The 23643-nt window shown below is 35.9% G+C and carries 24 protein-coding genes and 1 other RNA gene; 15 read left to right on the top strand and 10 right to left on the bottom strand.

Annotated features, from left to right (window positions below):
• Positions 1–246 precede the first annotated feature (246 nt).
• The 8 genes from speD to NST91_RS20300 all read left to right on the top strand — a co-directional run bounded on the left by speD (position 247) and on the right by NST91_RS20300 (position 7390).
• Positions 247–1056 (top strand): adenosylmethionine decarboxylase, encoded by an 810-nt coding sequence (speD, locus tag NST91_RS20335; RefSeq protein ID WP_341333574.1) that lies wholly within the window; start codon positions 247–249, stop codon positions 1054–1056.
• A 256-nt stretch (positions 1057–1312) separates the two neighbouring features.
• The gene (locus NST91_RS20330; RefSeq protein WP_341332601.1) at positions 1313–1450 is read left to right on the top strand and encodes an FbpB family small basic protein; all 138 of its coding nucleotides are present in this window, start codon (positions 1313–1315) and stop codon (positions 1448–1450) included.
• A gap of 65 nt (positions 1451–1515) precedes the next feature.
• Positions 1516–2223: a TerC family protein gene (locus tag NST91_RS20325; RefSeq protein ID WP_341332600.1), complete on the top strand. Its 708-nt coding sequence runs from the start codon at positions 1516–1518 to the stop codon at positions 2221–2223.
• Positions 2224–2363: 140 nt separating this feature from the next.
• Entirely contained in the window at positions 2364–2945 is a 582-nt protein-coding gene (locus NST91_RS20320; RefSeq protein ID WP_341332599.1) for a TetR/AcrR family transcriptional regulator, read from the top strand.
• A 42-nt stretch (positions 2946–2987) separates the two neighbouring features.
• Complete coding sequence (locus NST91_RS20315; RefSeq protein ID WP_341333573.1) at positions 2988–3956, top strand: SDR family NAD(P)-dependent oxidoreductase; 969 nt, start codon at positions 2988–2990, stop codon at positions 3954–3956.
• A gap of 180 nt (positions 3957–4136) precedes the next feature.
• Complete coding sequence (gene helD / locus NST91_RS20310) at positions 4137–6461, top strand: RNA polymerase recycling motor HelD (protein ID WP_341332598.1); 2325 nt, start codon at positions 4137–4139, stop codon at positions 6459–6461.
• Positions 6462–6572: 111 nt separating this feature from the next.
• The gene (locus tag NST91_RS20305; RefSeq protein WP_341332597.1) at positions 6573–6716 is read left to right on the top strand and encodes a hypothetical protein; all 144 of its coding nucleotides are present in this window, start codon (positions 6573–6575) and stop codon (positions 6714–6716) included.
• A 95-nt stretch (positions 6717–6811) separates the two neighbouring features.
• Complete coding sequence (locus NST91_RS20300; protein ID WP_341332596.1) at positions 6812–7390, top strand: DNA-3-methyladenine glycosylase I; 579 nt, start codon at positions 6812–6814, stop codon at positions 7388–7390.
• Between the two features lie 1076 nt (positions 7391–8466).
• Here NST91_RS20300 and NST91_RS20295 read toward each other — a convergent pair.
• A complete protein-coding gene (locus tag NST91_RS20295; protein WP_341332595.1) occupies positions 8467–8601 on the bottom strand; it encodes a hypothetical protein in 135 nt (44 codons plus the stop codon).
• 125 nt (positions 8602–8726) lie between these two features.
• On the opposite strand from NST91_RS20295, the gene proC reads away from it, so the two are divergent.
• From proC to NST91_RS20280, 3 genes are all read left to right on the top strand, one after another.
• Complete coding sequence (gene proC, locus NST91_RS20290) at positions 8727–9536, top strand: pyrroline-5-carboxylate reductase (RefSeq protein WP_341332594.1); 810 nt, start codon at positions 8727–8729, stop codon at positions 9534–9536.
• 407 nt (positions 9537–9943) lie between these two features.
• On the top strand, positions 9944–10867 hold the full coding sequence (locus NST91_RS20285; protein WP_341332593.1) for a VanW family protein: 924 nt from the start codon (positions 9944–9946) through the stop codon (positions 10865–10867).
• Positions 10868–10951: 84 nt separating this feature from the next.
• Positions 10952–11869, top strand: a complete 918-nt coding sequence (locus NST91_RS20280) for a ketopantoate reductase family protein (protein WP_341332592.1) — start codon at positions 10952–10954, stop codon at positions 11867–11869.
• Between the two features lie 899 nt (positions 11870–12768).
• On the opposite strand, the gene NST91_RS20275 is transcribed toward NST91_RS20280, so the two are convergent.
• Complete coding sequence (locus NST91_RS20275; protein ID WP_341332591.1) at positions 12769–13209, bottom strand: OsmC family protein; 441 nt, start codon at positions 13207–13209, stop codon at positions 12769–12771.
• 129 nt (positions 13210–13338) lie between these two features.
• A non-coding RNA gene (ssrS, locus tag NST91_RS20270) (6S RNA) lies at positions 13339–13522 on the bottom strand.
• A 118-nt stretch (positions 13523–13640) separates the two neighbouring features.
• On the opposite strand from ssrS, the gene NST91_RS20265 reads away from it, so the two are divergent.
• Positions 13641–14567, top strand: a complete 927-nt coding sequence (locus NST91_RS20265) for an alpha/beta hydrolase (protein WP_341332590.1) — start codon at positions 13641–13643, stop codon at positions 14565–14567.
• 93 nt (positions 14568–14660) lie between these two features.
• Here the strand turns inward: NST91_RS20265 and NST91_RS20260 are convergent, their stop codons facing one another.
• The 3 genes from NST91_RS20260 to NST91_RS20250 form a co-directional block, all read right to left on the bottom strand.
• Positions 14661–14750: a YjcZ family sporulation protein gene (locus NST91_RS20260; RefSeq protein ID WP_121449455.1), complete on the bottom strand. Its 90-nt coding sequence runs from the start codon at positions 14748–14750 to the stop codon at positions 14661–14663.
• 155 nt (positions 14751–14905) lie between these two features.
• Positions 14906–15778: a sulfite exporter TauE/SafE family protein gene (locus NST91_RS20255; protein ID WP_341332589.1), complete on the bottom strand. Its 873-nt coding sequence runs from the start codon at positions 15776–15778 to the stop codon at positions 14906–14908.
• 104 nt (positions 15779–15882) lie between these two features.
• A complete protein-coding gene (locus tag NST91_RS20250) occupies positions 15883–16782 on the bottom strand; it encodes an RluA family pseudouridine synthase (RefSeq protein WP_341332588.1) in 900 nt (299 codons plus the stop codon).
• An 83-nt stretch (positions 16783–16865) separates the two neighbouring features.
• Here NST91_RS20250 and NST91_RS20245 point away from each other — a divergent pair, with 83 nt between their 5' ends.
• Positions 16866–17354, top strand: coding sequence for a DUF5365 family protein (locus NST91_RS20245; RefSeq protein WP_121449458.1), 489 nt, complete (start codon positions 16866–16868; stop codon positions 17352–17354).
• 197 nt (positions 17355–17551) lie between these two features.
• Here the strand turns inward: NST91_RS20245 and NST91_RS20240 are convergent, their stop codons facing one another.
• Positions 17552–18031 (bottom strand): DUF6568 family protein, encoded by a 480-nt coding sequence (locus NST91_RS20240; RefSeq protein WP_121449459.1) that lies wholly within the window; start codon positions 18029–18031, stop codon positions 17552–17554.
• Positions 18032–18034: 3 nt separating this feature from the next.
• On the bottom strand, positions 18035–18475 hold the full coding sequence (locus NST91_RS20235) for a disulfide oxidoreductase (RefSeq protein ID WP_341332587.1): 441 nt from the start codon (positions 18473–18475) through the stop codon (positions 18035–18037).
• Positions 18476–18663: 188 nt separating this feature from the next.
• Between NST91_RS20235 and NST91_RS20230 the strand changes: the two genes are divergently transcribed.
• Positions 18664–19323, top strand: coding sequence for an HAD family hydrolase (locus tag NST91_RS20230; RefSeq protein ID WP_341332586.1), 660 nt, complete (start codon positions 18664–18666; stop codon positions 19321–19323).
• 12 nt (positions 19324–19335) lie between these two features.
• The gene (locus NST91_RS20225) at positions 19336–21315 is read left to right on the top strand and encodes an alginate lyase family protein (RefSeq protein ID WP_341332585.1); all 1980 of its coding nucleotides are present in this window, start codon (positions 19336–19338) and stop codon (positions 21313–21315) included.
• 43 nt (positions 21316–21358) lie between these two features.
• On the opposite strand, the gene NST91_RS20220 is transcribed toward NST91_RS20225, so the two are convergent.
• Together NST91_RS20220 and NST91_RS20215 are read right to left on the bottom strand one after the other, a co-directional pair.
• Positions 21359–22042, bottom strand: a complete 684-nt coding sequence (locus tag NST91_RS20220) for a response regulator (protein ID WP_341332584.1) — start codon at positions 22040–22042, stop codon at positions 21359–21361.
• A 29-nt stretch (positions 22043–22071) separates the two neighbouring features.
• A complete protein-coding gene (locus NST91_RS20215) occupies positions 22072–23571 on the bottom strand; it encodes an ATP-binding protein (RefSeq protein ID WP_341332583.1) in 1500 nt (499 codons plus the stop codon).
• Between the last annotated feature and the right edge of the window lie 72 nt (positions 23572–23643).

Raw genomic sequence — 23643 nt, 5'->3', positions numbered from 1 at the left:
CTTTAATAGAAACTTAATTCTTTATTCATAGTTTGTTCATATTTACACCGTAAGATAAAGACATGGAAAAGATAAGCTTTTTCATACCCCCCTTTTAAATGATCATATCGTTACAGTGTCCGGCTTTTTAGCCGGATTTTTTTTTGCGCAAAATGAAAAATCTCATTAATGTGCATAGATTTTCACGAATCAACCAATATAAAAATATGGAAAAAATAATAAAAGGGGGAGAAGTATATGAAACATATGGAGATGAATTCGAACCAGATATTAGACTTACATGGTTTCAATAATCTTACGAAATCGCTAAGCTTTAATATGTATGATATTTGCTATACAAGTTCTCAAGAAGAACGAGATGCATATATTGAATATATTGATGATGTCTATAACGCAGACCGATTAACCGAGATACTAAGTAATGTTGCTGATATTATAGGTGCTAATATTTTGAATGTCGCAAAGCAGGATTACGTTCCCCAAGGAGCGAGCGTAACAATTTTAGTATCAGAGGGACCAGTAAATGATCCAACAAAGGATGTATTTGAAGAATCTCCTGGTCCAATACCAGGATCAGTCGTTGCACAAATGGACAAAAGTCATATAACGGTTCATACCTATCCGGAATCTCATCCAGATGAAGGTATTAGCACTTTTCGGGCGGACATCGATGTTTCAACCTGTGGAGAAATATCCCCTCTAAAAGCATTAAATTATATGATCCAATCGTTCGAAACCGATGTGATGACGATTGATTATCGTGTTCGCGGATTCACAAGAGATGTGACAGGACATAAACTATTTATTGATCATGAAATAAATTCGATACAAAACTATATACCAGAAGATATACAGGAAATGTATCACATGATTGATGTGAATGTGTACCAAGAAAACATCTTTCACACGAAATGTAAATTGAAGGAGTTTGACCTGGAACACTATTTATTTTTCAGTAATACAAGGGAAAAACTGACACCGGAAGAGGAATTAGTGATTGCTGAAAAATTGATTACAGAAATGGATGAAATCTTTTACGGAAAAAATATAAGATAATCGTTGACAAAAATATAAACATTGTATAAAATTAATTATATAATAAATATTGTGAATAGTGTTCTCCTAAAGGGGAGTAGCTTTTACAGCAAAGTCGTCATTTCAGAGTGTCGCCACTCTCGGCTTTGTTGGCAACTAACGTTGTTAGCAAGACCTTTACCAGATTACGGTAGAGGTCTATTTTTATGACCTTTACCTCATGAGGTAAAGGTCATTTTTGTTTTTTAGTACAAATAGTAGTGAGGTGAGAAGAGTAATGCTTAAGAGAAAGATAGAAACAGTGTCAATTGAAGACTTAATTAAAAAGAACAAAGAAGAGATTTTGAAAGACAAAAAAGAACTCGAAAAAATCGAAAAACGTCTTGATGATAAACGTATGGCAATAATCAAGTAGTTTATTCTAGTAAAGGGCATTTCCTAATTTTATAGAATAAAAGAAAAATAGAAGGGAGATTTTTGATGGAATTCTTAAGCGCCGAATTTTTTTCCGCACTCTTAATTATTATTGCAATTGATTTAGTATTAGCGGGGGATAATGCTATTGTTATCGGCTTAGCAGCAAGAAATTTACCAAAAGAACAACAGAAGAAAGCAATTATTTGGGGAACTGTAGGTGCCATTGTCATAAGAGCTGCAGCGACTTTAGCTGTGGTGTGGCTCCTTGAAATTCCAGGACTACGATTAGTAGGTGGAGTACTTCTTGTATGGATTGCTTATAACCTGTTAGCAGATGACAAAGGCCATGAAATAAAAGCTGTTGGCAGTTTCTGGGCAGCCATTCGTACGATTATCATTGCTGATGCACTAATGGGTCTTGATAATGTATTAGCGGTTGCAGGTGCTGCTCACGGTAACTTCTTACTGGTTGTGTTAGGACTAATAATTTCAGTTCCAATTATGGTTTGGGGAAGTACATTATTTATTAAATTAATTGATCGTTTCCCGGTCATTATTACAATTGGTGCTGCTATATTAGCCTGGACTGCATCTAAGATGATTGTTGCAGAACCTTTCTTAGGTTCAGTTTTTAGTAATGGTTTTGTGAAGTATGGCTTTGAGTTAATCGTAGTTGCTGCAGTTGTAGCAATTGGTTATATGAAACAGAAAAAAGCTGCAAAAGAAGCTGAAGAGCAGCAAGAAAAACAAGTTTTAAGTAAAGCAGAATAATCGAAGGCGGACTCTCAAAAGGGTCCGCTTTTATATTGTATTGCAATTATATAAAAATGTGCATGGAAACGATTGACATCTGGTTAAAACAGGACTATATTTATAATTGAACAGTGGTTAATAAAGGAGATTTGTTTTTAATGTCACCAAGAAAACAGGTTCAAGAGGAATTATCACGAGAAAAAATAATGGATGTTGCCCATGAATTATTTGTTCAAAAAGGCTACCAACATGTTTCAATGCGTCAAATTGCAAATAAATTAAATTATAGCCATGGCGCGATTTATTATCATTTTAAAAATAAAGCTGATTTATTTTATGCAATGGTTGTGCAGGACTTTGACATGCTGAACGGTGTTTTACAGCAAATCATGAATCAGAACTTACCACCAGAAGAGAAAGTTAAGAAAATTTTATTAGGGTATATTGAATTTGGACTTTCAAATAAAAGCCAATATGAATTAATGTTTTTAATTAATGATGAAGAGGTAAAAAGCTGTATTCAACAGGAACCACTCGAAAGCTATGGAATGTTTGCAAATGCAATCTCTAGTTTAAGCAACCAAAAATCGAGCATTCAGGATATTTGGTCTATTTTCTTATCGATTCATGGTTTTGTTACGCATTATTGTAGAAGCAACCAATCCTATCATGATGTGAAAACACTAGCGGAGTCTCATGTTGAATTTATTTTAAAACCAATATTAAATGGGGAAGTGTAAAAGACTTTCCTATATTTTTTACACCTTATTGACCGATGGTTAATAAATAAAAAGGAGAGGGTTCGGATGAAAAAGGCATTAGTATTAGGCGCATCAGGTGGAATGGGATATGCGATTGTTAAAGAGTTGATTGAGAAAGAAATTGAAGTAATTGCTTTTGCTCGTTCAAAAGAAAAATTAGAGAAGCTATTTAAAAACAGTGAAAAAGTACAAATCGTTACAGGGGATGTTTTTGATGTGAGAGATCTTATGAATGCGGCGAAAGGTATTGATGTTATTTTTCATGCGATCAATATACCGTATAGTGAATGGTATGATAAACAGCCAATTCTAATGAGAAATGTCGTTCAAGCTGCTGGATCATCAAATAGCAAGCTTGCAATCGTTGATAATATTTATGCATACGGTCGCGGAATTACTCGTAAAGTAAATGAAGAGCATCCTAAAAATCCACATACAAAAAAAGGAAAGATAAGGGTGGAGCTCAGTAATATAGCATTTCAAGCAAATGTACCAGTACTTATCGCGCATTTTCCAGATTTTTATGGACCTAACGCCGTAAATGCGATGTTGACTTACACGTTCGATAAAATGGTTCAAAATAAAAAGGCAATGTTCGTTGGAAATCAACAAAATGCAAGGGAATATATTTATACTCCTGATGGGGCAAAGGCAATTGTAGAGCTAGCGATATGTGATAAAGCATATGGGCAAAGTTGGAATATTCCTGCTGCAGGAGTTATCACTGGTGAAAAGATCATTAGTATTGCAGGAAGTCATTTACATTATAAAAAATCTGTTTCTACTATAACAAAGGGAATGATTCAATTCTTAGGGATTTTGGATAAACAAATGAAAGAAGTTGTAGAAATGCTGTATTTAACAGAGGAACCAGTGGTATTAGATGGTTCAAAATATGAGAAGGAAATCGGCCCTCTACCAGCAACACCATATGAAGAAGGCATTAAAAGGACCTTAGACTTTATGAAGAGTAACCTGAGTAATAACTGAAAAAACATTGAAAAAGACAGAACGACATGATATGATGTCATTGTTCTGTCTTTTTTTGAAAGATATAAATAAATGCGTTCAAATTACCCTATTATAATTTTATAACAATATTTTTTGTTTGTCAACTATTATCAATATCAGGGTAGAGACAGAAGTTCACTTATACGAGGAGTGGTGTTCATGGAAAAAAATAATCCAGACTGGATTCAGGAACAAGACAGACTTGAAGATGTACTGGAGGTCATTGACAGTAAGAAATCAACCATTGAATCAAAGGTGGGCGGCGCAAAAAGTGAACTAGTCGACCTTCGAAAAACATTTTGGGAAGATGTAACTGTCAATCTTGATGAACCTGATGACGTCATTGAAACATTTCAAAGTATTAAGCAGCAATCCGAACTATTGGGTGAACGTGAAAGAAATCATCGATTGATTCATAAGCAAATCAAAGTTCTTGAAAGACTAAAAGACTCACCATATTTTGGCCGATTTGATTTTTGGGAAGAGGGAGAAACAAAAGAAGAGAAAATATATATTGGGATTGCATCCCTATTAGACAAAAATGACGAGGATTTTTTAATATTTGACTGGAGAGCACCGATTTCTAGTATGTATTATGATTATTATCCTGGTCCAGCAAAATATGAATCCCATTTTGAAAAAATTCAAGGGGAAATGACTTTAAAACGTCAATTCATTATCAAAAATAGTATGATGAAAAGTATGTTTGATACGGGTGTCACAATTGGGGATGAAATGCTTCAAGAGGTGCTCGGTAATAATGCGAACACACAAATGAAAAGTATCGTTGCCACTATTCAACGTGAACAAAATAAAATCATCCGAAATGAAAAAAGTCGTTATTTAATTGTTCAAGGTGTGGCTGGATCAGGGAAAACGTCAGCTGCATTACAAAGGGTCGCTTACCTACTTTATCGTTATCGTGAACAGCTTAACTCAAGTAATATCATGCTATTTTCACCAAATCCTCTTTTCAACAGCTATGTTGCGACTGTTCTGCCGGAACTTGGGGAAGAGAACATGCAGCAATCTACATTCCAAGAATATGTCGAGCATCGATTAGGCACCCTTTTTGATGTGGAGGATCCATTTTCCCAAATGGAATATTTATTAACAGCAATGGATCAATCTGAATATAATGTGAGGCTTAAAGCAATAAACTTAAAAGCAAGCACTGGGTTTATGAAACTAATCGATTCTTATGTAAAAGAACTTGGCGAAAAAGGACTTCTTTTTAAAAATATTATTTTTAACAGAAAAAAAATTATCTCAAAGAACGCGATTCAAGAATACTTCTATACATTGGACCCAGCCATCTCGATTCCAAATCGATTGACCAAGGTAACAGAGTGGTTAATGAAGGAAGTTATTAAGTTCGAACGAAAAGAACGTAAAAAGGATTGGGTTCTTCAAGAAGCTGAATTAATGGAGAAGGAAGACCATCTCGAAATCTTTAAGCAATTACAGAAAAAGCAAGAGTTTTCGGAGGATACCTTTGATGATTATGAACGTGAGGAAAAATTAATCGCTAAGGAAATTGTACGAAAGCATTTTAAACCTATCAAAATTGCGATTAAAAAATTGGATTATCTTGATATTAAAGGACTATATAAGCAATTATTTTCTTATGTGAATGAACAAAAATTATCAGAGGATTGGAACGAAATCTGTTCGTACACCATGAAACAGTTGGAACAAAACCATTTAAATTATGAAGATGCAACCCCATTTTTATATTTACAGGACTTAATCGAGGGGAAAAAGTCGAATACTGGTATCCGTCATTTATTCATTGATGAAGCCCAGGATTATTCTCCTTTCCAATTCGAATATTTAAAGCAGCTATTTCCAAACTGTCGGATGACTATTCTTGGAGATTACAATCAAGCGATATATGCACATTCCATGAATGCACCAACATTATTATCTCCAGAGCTTTATGAGGAAGAGAAATATGAAGTTATTCAGTTGAAAAAAAGCTACCGTTCTACAAAAGAAATTGTTGAGTTTTCTAAGGGCATTGTCGCTGGCGGAGAGGACATTCAAGCCTTTAACCGTTCAGGATCGCTTCCGATACTTAAAGAAGTGGACACCAAGGATAAACTTCACAACGAAATTCTAAATCAAATTAGAGATCTTCAAGAGAAAGGCCATGAAACGATTGCGGTCATTTGTAAAACTGCCGTAGAAAGTAACGAAGCATTTCAGGCATTACAAGATAAAATACATGTCCGCTTAATGAGTCAGGAGACGTATCAATTTGATAAAGGTGTGTTAATTTTACCAACGTATTTAGCAAAGGGAATCGAGTTTGACGCCGTCATTATTTATAACGCATCAAATGACGTTTACGGAAGAGAATATGAAAGAAAGCTTTTTTACACAGCCTGCACAAGGGCTATGCATGAACTACAGCTTTTTTCAATTGGACAACGAAGCTTTTTCTTTAATGGAATCGATAAAGAAAAATATTTAGAAGTATAAAAAAAGAGTCGGCATATGCTGACTCTTTTTTATTTGGATATTATTAACGTGAAAAAACCGTTGACGAATAGATAAAAATAAGAAAAAGATTATTCAATAGGAGGTTAAAAAATGACGACTAATTGTTTTTATTGCCAAGATTCTTTTGAAAACGAAAGATTTCATTATGTTGCATTTGTTAATATTGAAGGTGAACGAGAAGAAACATTATGCAAGGAATGCTATAAAGAATGGCTTGAAGGGATAAAAGAATAAATCGGAGGTGAATAAAGGAATAAAGGGGAATCTCCTTTATTCCCACTCTTCTGGTATAATCCTTATTAAAAGGAAATAGAGGGTGGGGATAGTTTTTGAAAAGATGTGGGTGGGTAAATGATGATCCTATATATATAGATTACCACGATCACGAATGGGGTGTACCTGTTTACGATGACCGTTTGTTATTTGAATACTTAAACTTAGAGGGGGCACAGGCGGGGCTTAGCTGGTACACCATTTTAAAAAAGCGAGAAAATTACCGTAAAGCCTTTGATCATTTTGATCCGGAAAAAATTGTGACATATGATGATAAGAAAATTACCGAATTATTGTCCAACGAAGGAATCGTTCGAAATCGGCTTAAAGTAAATGCAGTTGTCACAAATGCAAGGACGTTTCATAAAGTCGTAGAAGAGTTTGGAAGTTTCCATACATACATTTGGTCATTCGTAGGTGGTAAACCGATAATAAATCATTTTAAAACCTTAAGTGACGTGCCAACCACTACTGAAATTAGCGACAAACTAAGCAAGGATTTAAAAAAGCGTGGTTTTAAATTTGTTGGTTCCACCATTTGCTACGCATTTATGCAAGCCACAGGGATGGTAAATGATCATCTAATAAGCTGTCATTGTTATAATCGTACAGAACAAAGGACTACCGTTAATTGAAAAAAGGTTCCAATTCAAGTTGTGAAATAGTAAATCATAATGCGTGAATTCACGCATTAATTTTATTGATAATATTTAGGTTTAATGCTTATTTAAATAAATCAAATTCGCATATGTCGCGACTTCGGACACAGCATTGCTGATTTTACGTTTGCTTGTCTGAAGATAGTTCAACTTCGGACACAGCATTGCTGATTTTACGTTTGCTTGTCCGAAGATAGTTCAACTTCGGACACAGCATTGCTGATTTTACGTTTGCTTGTCCGAAGATAGTTCAACTTCGGACACAGCATTGCTGATTTTACGTTTGCTTGTCCGAAGATAGTTCAACTTCGGACACAGCATTGCTGATTTTACGTTTGCTTGTCCGAAGATAGTTCAACTTCGGACACAGCATTGCTGATTTTACGTTATCTTGTCCGAAGATACTACAACTTCGGACACAGTAGCTTATTTTTCACTATTGCTTGTCCGAAGATAGTTCAACTTCGGACACAGCATTGCTGATTTTACGTTTGCATGTCCAAAGATACTACAACTTCGGACACCCCATTGCTGATTTTATGTTTGCATGTCCAAAGATACTACAACTTCGGACACCCCATTGCTGATTTTATGTTTGCTTGTCCGAAGATACTACAACTTCGGACACAGCATTGCTGATTTTACGTTTGCATGTCCGAAGGTACTACAACTTCGGACACAGTAGCTTATTTTTCACTATTGCTTGTCCGAAGATAGTTCAACTTCGGACACAGCATTGCTGTTTTTACGTTATCTTGTCCGAAGATACTACAACTTCGGACACAGCATTGCTGTTTTTACGTTTGCATGTCCGAAGACACTACAACTTCGGACACCCCAGCTCATTTTTCACCTATGCTTGTCCGAAGATTCCCCAACTTCGGACACAACCTGCTCATATTTCCCAATGCATGTCCGAAGCTTTTCCGATTTTTATCTCTCAGTAGCTTTTTTTATTGTTAATTGACATTAGAAATCATGTGCAACTTATCATGATAAATTGAACTATTCAACTCAGACCGAACTCAGTGAAGCATTCCAGGAGTCTTTTATTACATGACCGGATCATCTTCTTCGTCTTCATATAATGATCCGAGTTCTTGTTCACTGTGAATCATTGTATTTGTAAGGTCATGCCAGCCTGTATACCCAAAGACGGTATCAAGGAGTCTTTCAAATCGATACATCTTTTTCACCTCTTTTTTTGGATTATCTTAACCGCTCTTTCCAATTCTATGCACGGGTCATCTAAGTTTTTTTATTCTTAGAACTTCTCTATAATGGAAAAAGTAGAGGATAGAGGAGGTACAACATGGACAAACAAATTGGTTTTATTGGATGTGGAAAAATGGCCCAAGCTATGATACAAGGGATCATCGCTTCTGAAGTGGTCACTCCACAACAAATTATTGTGAGTGCAAAAACTGAAAAAACATTGCAATTCGTAAAGAAAACATACGAGGTCGGAACTTCATTGAAAAATATAGAAGTAGCTACACATGCTGATTATTTATTTCTGGCCGTAAAACCAGATTTATATGCTGAGGTAATTAATGAAGTTAAAGAGGTCGTAAAAGAAGAGGCGATCATCATTACAATTGCAGCTGGGATAACGCTTGATTTTATCGAAAACCAATTTAAAAAACCTATAAAGGCAGTTCGCTCCATGCCTAATACACCTTCATTAGTTGGCGAAGGAATGAGTGCACTTTGCGAAAACTCATATGTTACGACTGAAGATTTATCAGAAATCACCCAACTATTTGACGGTTTTGGAAAAACTGAGGTTATCGAAGAACGCCTTATGGATGCCATTCCTGCAGTAAGTGGATCATCACCAGCCTATGCTTATTTGTTTATTGAAGCTTTAGCAGATGGAGCGGTTATGCAAGGAATTCCTAGAAAACAAGCTTATAAACTTGCATCACAAGCAATACTTGGCGCAGCAAAAATGGTATTGGAAACCGAAAAACATCCTGGCGAACTAAAAGACGATGTGTGCACACCGGGTGGCTCAACGATTCAAGCGATTGCAACCCTTGAAGAAAGGGGCTTTCGCGCGGCTATTATCGCAGCGATGGAAAGCTGTACTCGAAAATCAAAGGAACTATCTCAAGAATAAAAGTTGGCTTATTTTTGTGATTCTCATATAAAGAAAAAACTGCAATCAAATGTCTCTGATTGCAGTTTTTTTAGTTGATTTGTTCTTTAGAAAGAACGTATAATAAAAATATGACAAATATTTCAAAAGTTAGTAACAAATACAAGCTATTCAACGTCTAATGAGGTGAAAAAGGTTATTTTCTTCTACTGCTAAACTACTATTCTTACCACTACATTCACTTCCATCTATCAAACATCTCAGTCTATATCCCTAGTACGAGAAGGAATTTAAATACTTACAGTAAATTGGAATATATTCATTTTTCATTAATAAGATTCCATTGTAAGTTCTTTTGTTAGCCATTCTTAATATTTGTAACATTGTCCAAAGAAAAGAAAGACAATTAAACTATGGGAGAGAGTAATTTGAAGAAAACAACTTTGCCATTATTATTAGGTGTACTATTAATGAGTGGGTGCAGTCTCATCGAAAAAGAACCAGTGACTGTAGAGCTTCATCAGGTAGCGCCTGTTGAAGTAATTGAGACAAAGCAAGGCGTTGATGTACGGGAAGTTTCTATCATCGATCCTCGAGATAACAGTGTCATTGAAGTTCTGAACATGGATGAATATCAAAATGAAGAAGAATTAAAAGCAAAAGCAATACAAATAGCAAGTGATTTAGCAGCAACGATTGATCGACCAATGATACCTGCAAAACTTAGTACTTCTGGAGAATTACAACAAGGTCAAAGCCAAATGATATTAAAGGAAGATGAGCTTGTCACTAGATTACTAGATAATTCGATTTTTAATAAGCAAGTTATACTTCCGATTGAAGAAACAAATCCAAATGTTACACAAGATCAAGTACAAGGTATTAATGAAGTTGTGCTTGGAAGCTTCACAACGTATTTTGATGCTTCTGTAGAAGGAAGAAGCTTTAATATCAAAAAGTCTGCAGATCAAATTAATGATATAGTATTGGGACCTGGGGACCGTTTCTATTTCAATACAGTAGTTGGAAATGCCTCAAAAGAAAATGGCTATGCGCTTGCGACCGTAATCGTGAACAAGGAATTTGTTCCTGGATATGGGGGAGGAGTATGTCAAACTTCTAGTACTCTATATAATGCGGTTGCAAAGGCGGGACTTGAAATGATTGAGGTCCATCACCACTCAAAACCAGTTGGTTATGTTCCAGTTGGGCATGACGCGACAGTTGCGTATCCGTATTTAGACTTTAAGTTTTCAAATAATCGTCCATATCCAGTGGTATTGAAATCGGCTGTAAAAGGCGGTTCACTTACTATCGAAGTTCGTTCCGCAGCAAATTATGTATCTAACTAAAAAATGAGAGATTAAGAGACCAGTACTTATCTGGTCTTTTTTTGCTATAATATAATACAGTCATAATGAAAGGGGTTGCAGAATTTGAGAATACTAGTTGTAGGAGCTGGGGCAATTGGTGGCTACTTTGGAGGACGCTTATTGGAAAAGGGGGAAGACATTACTTTCCTGGTTCGTGAAAATAGACAAAAACAAATCCAAAAACATGGGCTTCAAATTGAAAGCATCCATGGAAATGTGACACTTCAACCGAAAACAATTAAATCGGGTGATGAGGCAGGTCCATTCGATGTTATCATTCTTTCAACAAAACAATATCACCTTGAAGGTGCCTTAGAAAGTATTGAGCCATATGTGGGCAAGGATACAATGATTCTTCCGCTCTTGAATGGTTACAGTCATGTGGATGTCATTAAATCCAGGTTTAATACCCGAAATGTAATTGGTGGTCTATGCTTCATAGAATCAACTTTGGATTCCGAGGGGAAAATCATTCAGACAAGCCCAGGTCATCGTGCTTTATTCGGTGAGTTTTCAGGAGAAAGAACGAAGCGTATTGAAATTCTGGCAGATGTCATGTCTGGAACGAAAACAACGATTCAATTAAGCGATAATATTGATCGAGAGATGTGGCATAAATATATGTTTATCACAGGTTTTTCAGGCATTACAACGTTAATGAGATCAGCAATTGGTCCAATTCGAGAAGAACAGAATGGTCAAAAGCTTATTCAAAACCTTTACAAAGAAATCGGTTCTGTGATGAGAGCAATTGGTGCACCTATTGATCAGGACATAGAGGAAGAACATTTAAAAACAACGAATTTATTGAGTTATGATATGAAATCATCGATGCAGCGTGATATGGAAAAAGGTTTTGACGTAGAGGCTGATCAATTACAAGGTTATTTATATAAAATTGCCCAGGAAAAAGGCATCGAAACTCCATTATTAGAGATCATCTATTCAAACTTAAAGGTATATCAAGCTCAAAGAGGATAAGACAAGCAATAATGAAAAATGAGCAGGTGTGTCCAAAGTTGTGGTATCTTCGGACAAGCAAGGGAAAATCAGCATTGCTCTGTCCGAAGTTGTGGTATCTTCGGACAAGCGAAGGGAAAATCATCACTGGTGTGTCCGAAGTTGTAGTATCTTCGGACAAGCAAGGGAAAATCAGCATTGCTCTGTCCGAAGTTGTGGTATCTTCGGACAAACAAAGGTGAAAAATGAGCAGGTGTGTCCAAAGTTGTAGTATCTTCGGACAAGCAAAGGTGAAAAATGAGCAGGTGTGTGCGAAGTTGTAGTATCTTCGGACAAGCATAGGTGAAAAATGAGCTGAGGTGTCCGAAGTTGTGGTATCTTCGGACAAGCAAGGGAAAATCAGCATTGCTCTGTCCGAAGTTGTGGTATCTTCGGACAAGCAAGGGGAAAATCAGCACTGGTGTGTCCGAAGTTGTGGTATCTTCGGACAAAAATAGGTGAAAAATGAGCAGGTGTGTCCGAAGTTGTAGTATCTTCGGACAAGCATAGGTGAAAAATGAGCTGAGGTGTCTGAAGTTGTAATATCTTCGGACAAGCAAGGGGAAAATCAACACTGGTGTGTCCGAAGTTGTAGTATCTTCGGACAAGCAAAGATGAAAAATGAGCTGAGGTGACCAAAGGTGTAGTATCTTCGGACAAACGAGGGGAAAATCAGTACTTTGGTGTCCGAAGTTGAATAATCGGAATGGGAAAGGTAGTGTGAGCGCACTGCCTTTTTTATTTTTGATGAATTACTGTCAATAATCATGATTTACTACCGATGTTCACAAAATACTGCCACTACATAATTCAGAAATAAACACCCCTTTTTTGGTTTGCCACCAATTAGCAGTATCCCTAAAAGGGGTGTAACGAACTAGCTAATCAATAACGTTAACAACAGGTTCAACGGATACCTCAACATTTCCTTTCAGTGTTTGTGAAATAAAGCAGGCTGTCTCTGCACGGTGTGCAAGTTGAATTAATTTTTCTTGTAATTCTTCGTCAGCTTGTTTCACATAAATAACTAGTTTATGGACAATCTTTTCAAAGACTAAGCGCTTTCCATTCTTTCCGACTGTCCCTTCTGTTTCAACATCGAGATGAGTGTATTCAATATTACGATTAGACAAAATAGCCGCAAGAGTAAGCATATAACAATTTGTAGCTGCTGCAATTAGTAATTCTTCAGGATTTGCTCCTTTACCCGGACCGTCGAGTTGTTTTGGTGCGGAAACCACTGTATGAAGTCCATCGGTGGTAATCGTCCCTTCCCCGTTTCTATTCCCAGTCCACGTACCCTTCACTGTAAAAAGACTCATATTTTCATCCCCTCATTATTTTTCTCATCTACCCCTTCTATTATATGCACAAAAAATGGAAACAAGAAAGAGATATATAAGGGAAACAAAAAGCTGATTCCGCATGAACGGAATCAGCTTTATCACAAAGGGAATGCCACAAATGCCGTCCCCATATTGTTTCTCAACCTGCACTCTGACAGGTGGGTGTTTGCATAACTTGCGTCACCTTCCACAAAAGGAAATGGCATGGTGTTGCAGGTTAGTCTCTTAAACTCCCAAGATTTTAGTATTCGGTTGAAACAATACTAGGAAACTAACATCACAGCATTTGTTGTTTATGACTTCATTTTACCGAACCCTCTAGTAAATGAAAATAGGCGGTTGTTACCAAATCTATATCTATTTGCCTAATTCATTTCATATAATAGATATAAAAGGAGGCTATATAGATGAAATGTACGGATTTTACATTTTTAACGAATGATGGTATCACGATATTCTATAAAAAATGGGAAACTGAAGGTAATATATCGCCAAAAGGCGTTATCCAAATTGCTCATGGGATGGCTGAGCATATTGAGCGTTATGATTTATTTGCAAAAGCGTTAATACAAGAAGGATATGTCGTCTACGGAAACGACCATCGGGGCCACGGAAAAACGGGAAAAAACGCAAGCCAGATGGGCTTTTTTGCAGAGGAAAATGGATTTGATCTAGTCGTTGAAGACATGCTCCACCTAACAAATATCATTAAAAAGGATTATCCGAACAAACCCATTTTTTTATTCGGACATAGTATGGGCTCATTCTTGTCTCGGAGATACATACAAACGTATGGTGACCAATTAGCTGGTGTTATTCTATCGGGTACAGGAGGCAATCCCGGACTTATTGGGCAGGTTGGAATTGGCATCGCAAAGCTTGAAATGAAACGAAAAGGAAAGAGAACAAGTAGTTCCCTTATGAACAAGCTTACGTTCGGTAGTTATAATAAAGCTTTTACACCGACTCGAACTGAGTTTGATTGGCTAACTAGAGACGATAGTGAGGTAAATAAGTATATAGAAGACCCACTCTGTGGTGGAATTTTCACAGCAGGCTTCTTTTATGATCTCGTTAGTGGGGTAGCAAAAGTAAATAAACATAGTGCAAATATTAATATACCTAAAGACTTACCGATGTACTTTTTAGCAGGTGATAAAGATCCGGTTGGTAATTTTTCAAAGGGGATTCTCCAAGCTGCTGATATGTATATAAAATTAGGCATCGAGGATGTAACCGTGAAACTCTATGAAGATAGTAGACATGAAATTTTGAATGAATTAAATAAAGAAGAAGTGTTTATGGATGTCATCAACTGGTTGAATAGGTATTAATAAAATAGGGTTCCAAAGGTCTTTGCCTCTGAAACCACTTAATGAGGAGATATAATAGGGATACACGTGGTGGATTCGCTTAAAACTTATAGATTAATATCTAACATAAGAGACACCCACAATGATTAATAGGATAAATAGAACTACGATTAACGCAAAGCTGCTTCCGTATCCACTGCTCATATATAGCACCTCCTTATTTAAAGAGATACTACATCGTATGGTAATACAGCTAATTTGAAATGGACGAACATGGAGATGTTGAAAAAAAGGTTCTTACCTATTTTTTGCATGTAAAAAACAAAAACAACATCCACTAGATATATAGGGATGTTGTTTTAACTAACTTCCTTTTCCTTAAGACGTACCTTAAGAGTATGAAGTAAAAAATGTAAAAGCATATAGAGGCAATAGGAGAACAGTATTAGTAATCCAAGAAGGTCCATTTGAAACAACTTTAGTAATAAGCTCAACCCGGTAGCAATATACAAACCAGCTAAGAAGTGACGAACCTGCTTATCCTCATACACATTTGTAACTCTTGCACCAAGCTGACCACCAATTAATGCCCCAACGATAAGACTCCCGATAACACCAAAATCAAGTTCAACTGTAGATGCATATGTGGTAAAACCTGCTATTACAATCATAAATACACTTAGCAAGCTTGTACCAACCGCATACTTTGGTTGAAAGGCGAGAACTCCAATCAATAAAGGAACTATAATAAATCCTCCGCCTACACCTAATACAGTTGAAATAAAACCTGCGAATAAACCAATTAACACAATCTTCACATATGAATATTTGGTATTATGAATGGTTTGCACTTTACTTGACGAATTACTCACAAGTATTGAAATTGAAAAATATAAAATAAGTGCAATATACATCAATGGAATTATAGTATTTTCCAACTGATGCTTTCCAAGTAATAATACAAATGGGTGAGCAAGTTGAGTGGCAATAATTCCACTTATCCCAATCATAATCGATGTTTCCCATTTAATATTTTTTAGGCGAAAATGTGCAAAAACACCAGAAAGTGATGTTGCAACTGTATATAAAAGGCTTGTTGCGATTGCTATAACCGGAGAAAATCCCATTAGAATTAATGTTGGTGTAAGAATAAAGCCACCGCCGATACCAAAAAAGCCCGACATTACTCCAACACAAAGACCTAATATGAGGTAAATAAGTAAGTCCTGCAAAGGCAAACTCCTTTCCTTATTCACTTTGTGTCCAATATTATACAGGAAAAAAGAAATTCCTGCATGTATCCAATACCCAGTATGTGGAAAATTGGATGGATGCATTATGAAAAAATAAGCGAGTTATCCAGAAAAGGTGCCTTACACATAATTTTCTCGCTTGTAAGAGGGTGCAGCAAGCTAATTTTGGCAGCGTGCAGTGCTTGTCTTGGAACAATTGGTTGTCCACCATACAAGGTATCTCCCACAAGTGGGTACCCTAGATGGCTCATATGAACGCGTATTTGATGAGTACGACCTGTTAACAGTTCAAGCTCCACCAATGTCATTTTTTTATTGTCGATTGTTTGAATGACATTAAATTTTGTAATCGCCTTTTGTCCTGTTGGAGATACTCTTCTACGAGTCGGATGATGTCGATCCCGACCAATCGAGGCATCTATCGTTCCTTTTTTTTGTTTGATTATTCCATGCACTAAAGCTATATAAGTCCGCTTAATTTCACGTTTTTCCAATCTGCGGTCTAAAATTGATGAAGCTAATTTATGCTTCGCAAAAATTACAGCTCCTGTTGTGTCACGGTCAAGGCGATGAATATGACGAACCTTTGTGTGCACTCCGTTCGCTTGGAAATGGTAGGCAATCGCGTTAGCAAGTGTGCCTAGTTGACTTTCCTCATTTGGATGTGTATCCATTCCTGCTGGTTTATTTGCAATTAGGAGATGGTCATCCTCGTATAAAACGTGTAAGTCAGCTATATATTCTGGTGACACTCCATATTCCTCTTCAGGGAAAAGACGAACTTGAAGTTTATCATTTTGTTTAAGCAACGTGTTTAAATTCTTGGTTTCCCCGTTAAGTCTCGTCCCCTTTTCCATACGAAACTGATGAAGCATTTGCTTCGGCATTGTCCATTCAGTCTTTAGAACGTCTTCAATGGTGATACCTTCCCAATTACTCGGAACAGTAACTTCGAACCATTCTCCAAATCGTTTTGTTAACATGCAACCATCCTTTAGATTTTATCTGTTTTCTGTCTTTTAAAAGTATATCCAATCCACGTAATAAATGTAAGAGAAAGGTGGTTATGGAGGAAAGACTTACCGTACCAAAAACAAAGAATCCTGTGTTATTCTATTCTTATTACTATGGAGATACAAGGGTGGGTTTTACATTGAAAATTGTAGTAGCATCAACTCCTGAGCAGGAACATCATATTACGGAGCTAGTCGATTATATGTATTCTTCAATCTTTCCAACCTATTTTGAAGATGAGTATATTACAAAACTTGAAAAGTGGAATGTGTTAGCACCAAAAGAGGAAGACGTATACTATAATCGAACATTGGATAAGGCTTTTAAAGTCATGTCAAGCCTTCAAGCGATTATTGCTGTTTTGGAAACAATTCGGGAAGAAGGCTACCAAGAATATCACGGGGAAATCTTTGCCAAAAATGTGCAAATCTTAAATGATTACGGCTATTTGTTTCCATTCACTATCGAAGAGTTTCAATGTGTGAATAATCCAGACGTATTAAGTAAATATTCAAAACCAGCCAATAAATATCTAGCTTAATACATAAAGGTAGCGTTAGCCTTTAGTCGAAAAGCGCAAGGCACTCAATTCCAGCTAATAACAGGCACGCCATGTGCCTAACGCTGGAATCCTAGCAGTCCTGGCAAGTGCGACAAGCATAAGATGAGCGCTGACAGATGGTGCTTGAAGCTAGACAAGGATAAAAAAATCCCTGCTCATAGAGTAGGGATTTTCTTTTATTTTGAAGTTGCCATTGCACCTTCAAAGAAAGTTTTAAATTCGTTATGATCTGGATGATACCCAACAAGACGTGATACTTCTTCACCATTTTCAAAGTGAATTAATGTAGGGGTATACTCAATTCCATATTTATTCCAACCTTCTTCAAACTCAAGAAGATTGTATTTCTTTAAATCAAGTCCCATTTCATCTACCATTGGAATGATGACTGGAGTTGTTTCCTGACAATGTGGACATGTTGGACTGTAAAAATAAACAGTCATGGTTTCACCATTTTCTAATTTTGTTTCTAATTCGTCAGGTAAAATTTGATTTCCGTAGTTTGGATCATCGAGCTGTTTAACAGTAGCAGGATCTAGCTTATCTTTCCCATAAGGATTACCTTCCGATTGTTGTTTGTTTTGAGTAGTTGTTACAAAAGCTAATGCTCCGAAAATAGCAACAATAATAACTGTAAAAATAATAACTTTTTTCAAGATTTATTTCCCTTCTTTCAATTTTTTTAGTGTAATAAAACTAGTTATTGCAATAATTGTAAAACCTATTAATGCTAAAAAAGGTATAGTTACAAAACCAAACCAGTTAATGTATTGGCCTGTACATGGTACAACACCACATGCGAGTGAGTTCTCACCAACCGCTGGAATCTTTTGTACGAGATAATGATAGATTGAAATCGAACCACCGATTAATGACAGGATAAAGGTATAGAGTGCAATGGAATAGTTCTTTTTAAAAATAGCGATTCCTAAAATAATTACGAGTGGATACATAAAGATACGTTGGTACCAGCAAAGTTCACATGGTGCAAATTTCTGTACTTCTGAAAAATAAAGGCTGCCAAGCGTGGAAATTAATGCTGCAGCAAATGCGATAAATAAATATGTTTCCAGTACCTTTTCATTTGATTTAGAGTTCAATCGTCTCCCTCATTCCACATAAAGTATACTAAAAATTATAGTATCACTCTAGACGATTGTAAAATGTAAAATCTTGAAGTGAAGATATATATGTGGACAATTTGTGACAAAACTGGTAGAGAGAAAATGGACATTGCTTATTAATTCTTTATAATAGTAGGTGGATTAGATAGACAGGAGATGGTGAAGTGATAAAGGCAGTTATTTTTGATTTTGATGGCTTAATTTATGATACAGAAACCAGTGAATATAATGTGTTAAATGAAATCTTTCAAGAGCATGGTTCCGAGCTACCAATGTCCGTGTGGGGAAAGGTAATTGGAACGCAAGCAGGATTCAACGCCCTTTCATTTTTAGAAGAGCAAATTGGAAGGAAAGTTGACCACGATGAATTAACTAAGTTGAGAAGGGACCGATTCAATGAACGAATGAAGGATGAAGGTCCATTACCAGGAGTTGAGGAGTACCTTACAGCTGCAAAAAAAGCAGGATTGAAAATCGGTTTAGCCTCTAGCTCTACTTACGAATGGGTATCAAATCACTTGAAAAATCTTTGCTTATTCGATTATTTTGAATGCATCCGTACTTCTGATGATGTTGAAAAGGTAAAACCAGATCCAACCCTATATTTAGAGGCAGCAAAATGCTTAGGCGTGACACCAGAGGAATGTCTAGTCTTTGAAGACTCTGCAAATGGTGCATTAGCAGCTAAACGTGCGGGAATGTATTGTGTCGTGATACCGAACCAAGTAACAAAGGATTTAGAATTCTGTGAGGTTGATCATCGCTTGGAGTCGATGGCCTTAATAGAATTAACTCAATTAATTCAAAAAATTGAAAATCAATAGGGGAGAGAAGATGTGGGGATATTTGTTGATGAGATAGACTTTTTAAAGAAAGCGGTTCTTAAGTTTACAAAAAAAGAAACTGAAGAAACAATTCATCGAGCAAAGTTAGCGTGTAAAAATACATTTATTTTTACTCATCCTTGGGATATGGAACGATGTGAGGAGGAAGTTTTTTTTCCAGAATCTATCGATTGGACATATTGTTTTAATGGGGACGAGGAATGGGCCTTTATGTTAAATCGTCAACGTTATTTGGCAGAAATCGGTATGGCCTATGTAGTAGAAGAGAATGAAGAATATGTGATTCACTGGAAAAGAATTTTTAATGAATGGATAGAAGCAAATAAAGATAAAACCATTCGCCCATATACATATCGAAAAATAGATGCCGGAATCCGCGTGACAAATTGGTTAAAGGGTTTTCAATATATCAAGCAATCACCACTTTGGACTGAATCAGACAGCTATCTATTTCTTCAACAATTGAAGGAGCATGGTGAGTTTTTATATCGTTCATTTACCGCTTTTGATTTTCAAAGTAATTGGGGATTTTTAGAATTAAATGGGCTTATACAAACTGCTTTCCTGATGGATGAGGAAACAAAGAAGAAGTGGATTGACGAAAGTCTTCAACGTATTGAGAAAATGATACCCTTACAAATATACAATGATGGTTATCAAAAAGAACAATCTCCTATGTATCATCATGAAGTCCTTCATTGTCTAGTAGAAATAAGCTTAATTTTACAAAAGAACGACATTAAAACTCCGAGCTTTATCACGGATGCTGTTAATAGAATGTATACCGCAACTTACAAACTCATGAAACCAAATCGACATCAACCAATGCTTGGAGACAGTGATGATACGGACTTGCGTGAAATTTTTGCAATAGGAGCAGTATTATTAAACCGTACAGACTTAAGGGCGTTTACCGAAGAACCGTATATATTTGATCTGCTATGGTACTTTGGGGAAAAGGGATTACATAAATTTCAAGCTTTGCAACAGATAGAACCCACATTTGCATCTACAAACCTTAAAGATTCAGGAGTAACCCTTTTTCGAAATGGATGGGGACAGGAAGATGAGTACCTTCTTTTTGACCATGGAATAATGGGACAAGTCAATAAAGGCCATGGGCATGATGATACCCTACATATTGAATTGATGGCTGGTGGAAGGGAATTTTTAATGGACGGTGGTCGTTATACGTATTGTGAGACTGAAGAAAGAAGGTACTTTAAAGAGGCAAACAGGCATAATACGATTACCGTTGATGGTGTCTCCGCTTCAGAATATATCAATACCTGGGAATGGAAAAATGCAGCACGGCCAGTAAACCAGTTTTACCGAATCGAAGAAAAATATCAATATGCCGAGGCTGGACACACAGGATATTGGAGATTGAAATCGCCTGTTCATGTTACTAGGAAAATTATTTATCGCCCAACAGAATATTGGTTCGTCCTTGATATTTTTGAATCAAGCGGTGTCCATAGCTATGAGCAACATTTCCATTTTCCAGAACATACTCCAGTCAAATGGACAGAGTATGGGGAGTTAGCAACCATGTATCAAAGTGGTGCTAATCTGCGGATCATCCCTTTGAATATTTCTGATAAAGATGATGTGATTATCAAAGATGGTAAGCTATCAAGACATTATAATAAAATTTGCTCTGCACCCTCTGCATTGGTTCAATATAAAGAAAAAGATTCATTCGCTGCTCCTTTCCTTATGATAGCGACAGCAAAGAAGAAAGAGGTTAAGGTTAGAAAACGATCTGTTTCACATCTAAATGGAGCCATTAAGAAAGATTCGGAAGCAATAGCCTTTGAAATCATAATCAATGGTAATAAAGATATTTTAGTATTTTCATTGACTGGAGCAGATAGTTTACTAGTTGATGGTTTTCAATTATGCGGAGAAACAGTTATAATCACTGAGCAAAATGACAATGGTTTTGAAGTTTACAATGTAAAGTCATAATGGAAAAAGGGTGGCTTCTATCGAAGCCACCCAATAAATGTTTTTATGACATATTATTGATAATATCAATAACTTCATGTTCTCCTAATAATTTTACTACTTCTCTCGTATTCCGCTTATCAAACTTTTTTAATATACTATTCACTTGCTTTTTGATCGTATCGATTTCGACACAGCGCACTTTAGCTATCTCTTTCCTAGTATAGTTATTACAAAGTAATTTTAGGACGATTAATTCAGAAGGAGTAAGGGTTGAGATAATTTTAAAAATAGAAGAAAAATTAGCCTCTAGTTGTTTAATTCTAGCAAATTCTTCACGGATTTTGCTTGCAATTACCGGTCTTATTGGAGATGTATTTGTAATAGCACAGTTAATCGCTTCGATAATTTCCTCTTTCTCCGCATTCTTTAGAACATAGTCAACTATTCCAGTTTGAAATGCAGCAAACACGAGGTTATTATCTTGATGTACAGTTAGAATAATAATTTTTGTATCTGGTAATTTACTACTTATTTCTGAGGAAGCGTTTATACCTGCCATATAATCTTCCATCTCAATATCCATTAAAATGATATCAGGTTTTTTTTCTAAAGACATGCTGACCGCTTCTTGACCACTTCCAACAGAACCCATTAATTCAAAGTTGTTTTCAGAAGAAATAATACGCTCCAAACGTCTGCGATGTGCTTCAATATCATCTGCTATAAGAATATGTATTTTTTTCATAGCTACCTCCTTCGAATGAAGTTGTTTTATTAAAGAAAAAGCGGTAAATAGATACTAAATTGGGTGCCCTTATTTCGAACACTATCGATTTCTATTTTTCCTTCATGACCGGTTACAATTTTATGACAATAAGAAAGACCAATTCCCCAATTTGTTGAGGACGATTTTGTTGAATAAAAAGGAGTGAAAATCTCATTAAAATCATCGGTTTGTAGACCAGTGCCATTATCTTTTATTTTTATCACTCCCCAATCTCCAATTTCCTTAACTTCAACTTCAATAATGCCTGTTTCCGAAGATACAACCTCCAGTGCATTTTTAATAATATTGTAGATAGATTCCTGTAAATGTTTCGGATCTCCTTGCACAATTATTGAGTCTTTAACAGCGTGGTATTTCAAAGAAATGTTTGAATTTTTTAGATTAACCCTTTTAAGAGCGGTTTTTACAGGAACGTTCAAATCAATAGGTTCAAAATTCAAGGTGATCTGATTTAGTTTATTTCCGGCATCTTCTACTCTATTAAATGCCTGCTGACATGAATCATAGATAAGGTCCAAACTATACAGAGATTCTTCATCATCACCTACACGCTCTCTCAAAAACTCTGCTTCAGACCGAATAGCAACTAAATGATTTTTAATGGAATGAGTAAAAGCACGAACACCCAAGGAAGCAGTATCAATTTTTCTATCAGTTATAAGTATCAAATTTCTATAATAATTTTCGATTGAATTATACTTATATACTGTGTAGGCCATGAATACTAGAGTTAGAACAGCAATTAATGGTAAAATCCGTAATTCCAACAAAAATTTATGAATGTCTGGATGTAAATAATTAGGATATTGAGTGCTAAAAGTCGTTCTTACCAACATATCTGGTGCCCAGGAAAACATAGATAAAAAAACACTCGCTAGCAGAATTAAACTAATCAAATTGAATAATGTATATCTTTTGATGAATCGAACGTGTGAATGTAAAAAATAGTTTCTAATGAATAGAAAGATTCCAATCACAATATATCCGATATTTGAAAAGAGAAAAATGCGGTCACCATAATATATGTACGATTTGTAAAGTCCCTGTAAGTTATATTCAATCGCAGTGTCTTGTATGGAAAGGTTTAGCTTTGGGTCATAAAAGAAATACTGCAGCACTGCAATCATAGTTAAGAGAATGTAGATTGGGATCATTTTTCGATTGCCTTTTCTACTAGTCGTGTAGGAGATAGCAAAAAATAGAAAACAAAAATAAAAAAGGATTGTTCCGAAATTCAAAATTCGCAAAAGAAAATCCGGATTAAAATTATGCAATACAAGAGAGTTCCAAGAACCTGGTGTAAAATTAAAAAATTTATTAACAAATTCATAGGAAATATTGAACTTACTTAGGTAAAGCACCAATCCAATAAATGAAAGGGTATAGCCAACAGTTAATCCAAAAAGAAATATCGTTGAGTAACTTTTAATATTTCGATAGATTAACATAATTGAAATTGATAATAACAAAATTGCAATAAAGAACAATTTCTACCCTCCTATAGTCATTATTTTACTTAAAAGTATTGCAGAAGGGGAATGAAACTTTCACCTTTTACA

The organism is Ferdinandcohnia sp. FSL W7-1320 (genome assembly GCF_038050315.1).
GTDB classification, from domain to species: Bacteria; Bacillota; Bacilli; order Bacillales; family Bacillaceae_L; genus Ferdinandcohnia; species Ferdinandcohnia aciditolerans.
Note: the sequence above shows the minus strand (reverse complement) of the source record. Positions and strands in the feature narration are given on the sequence as shown.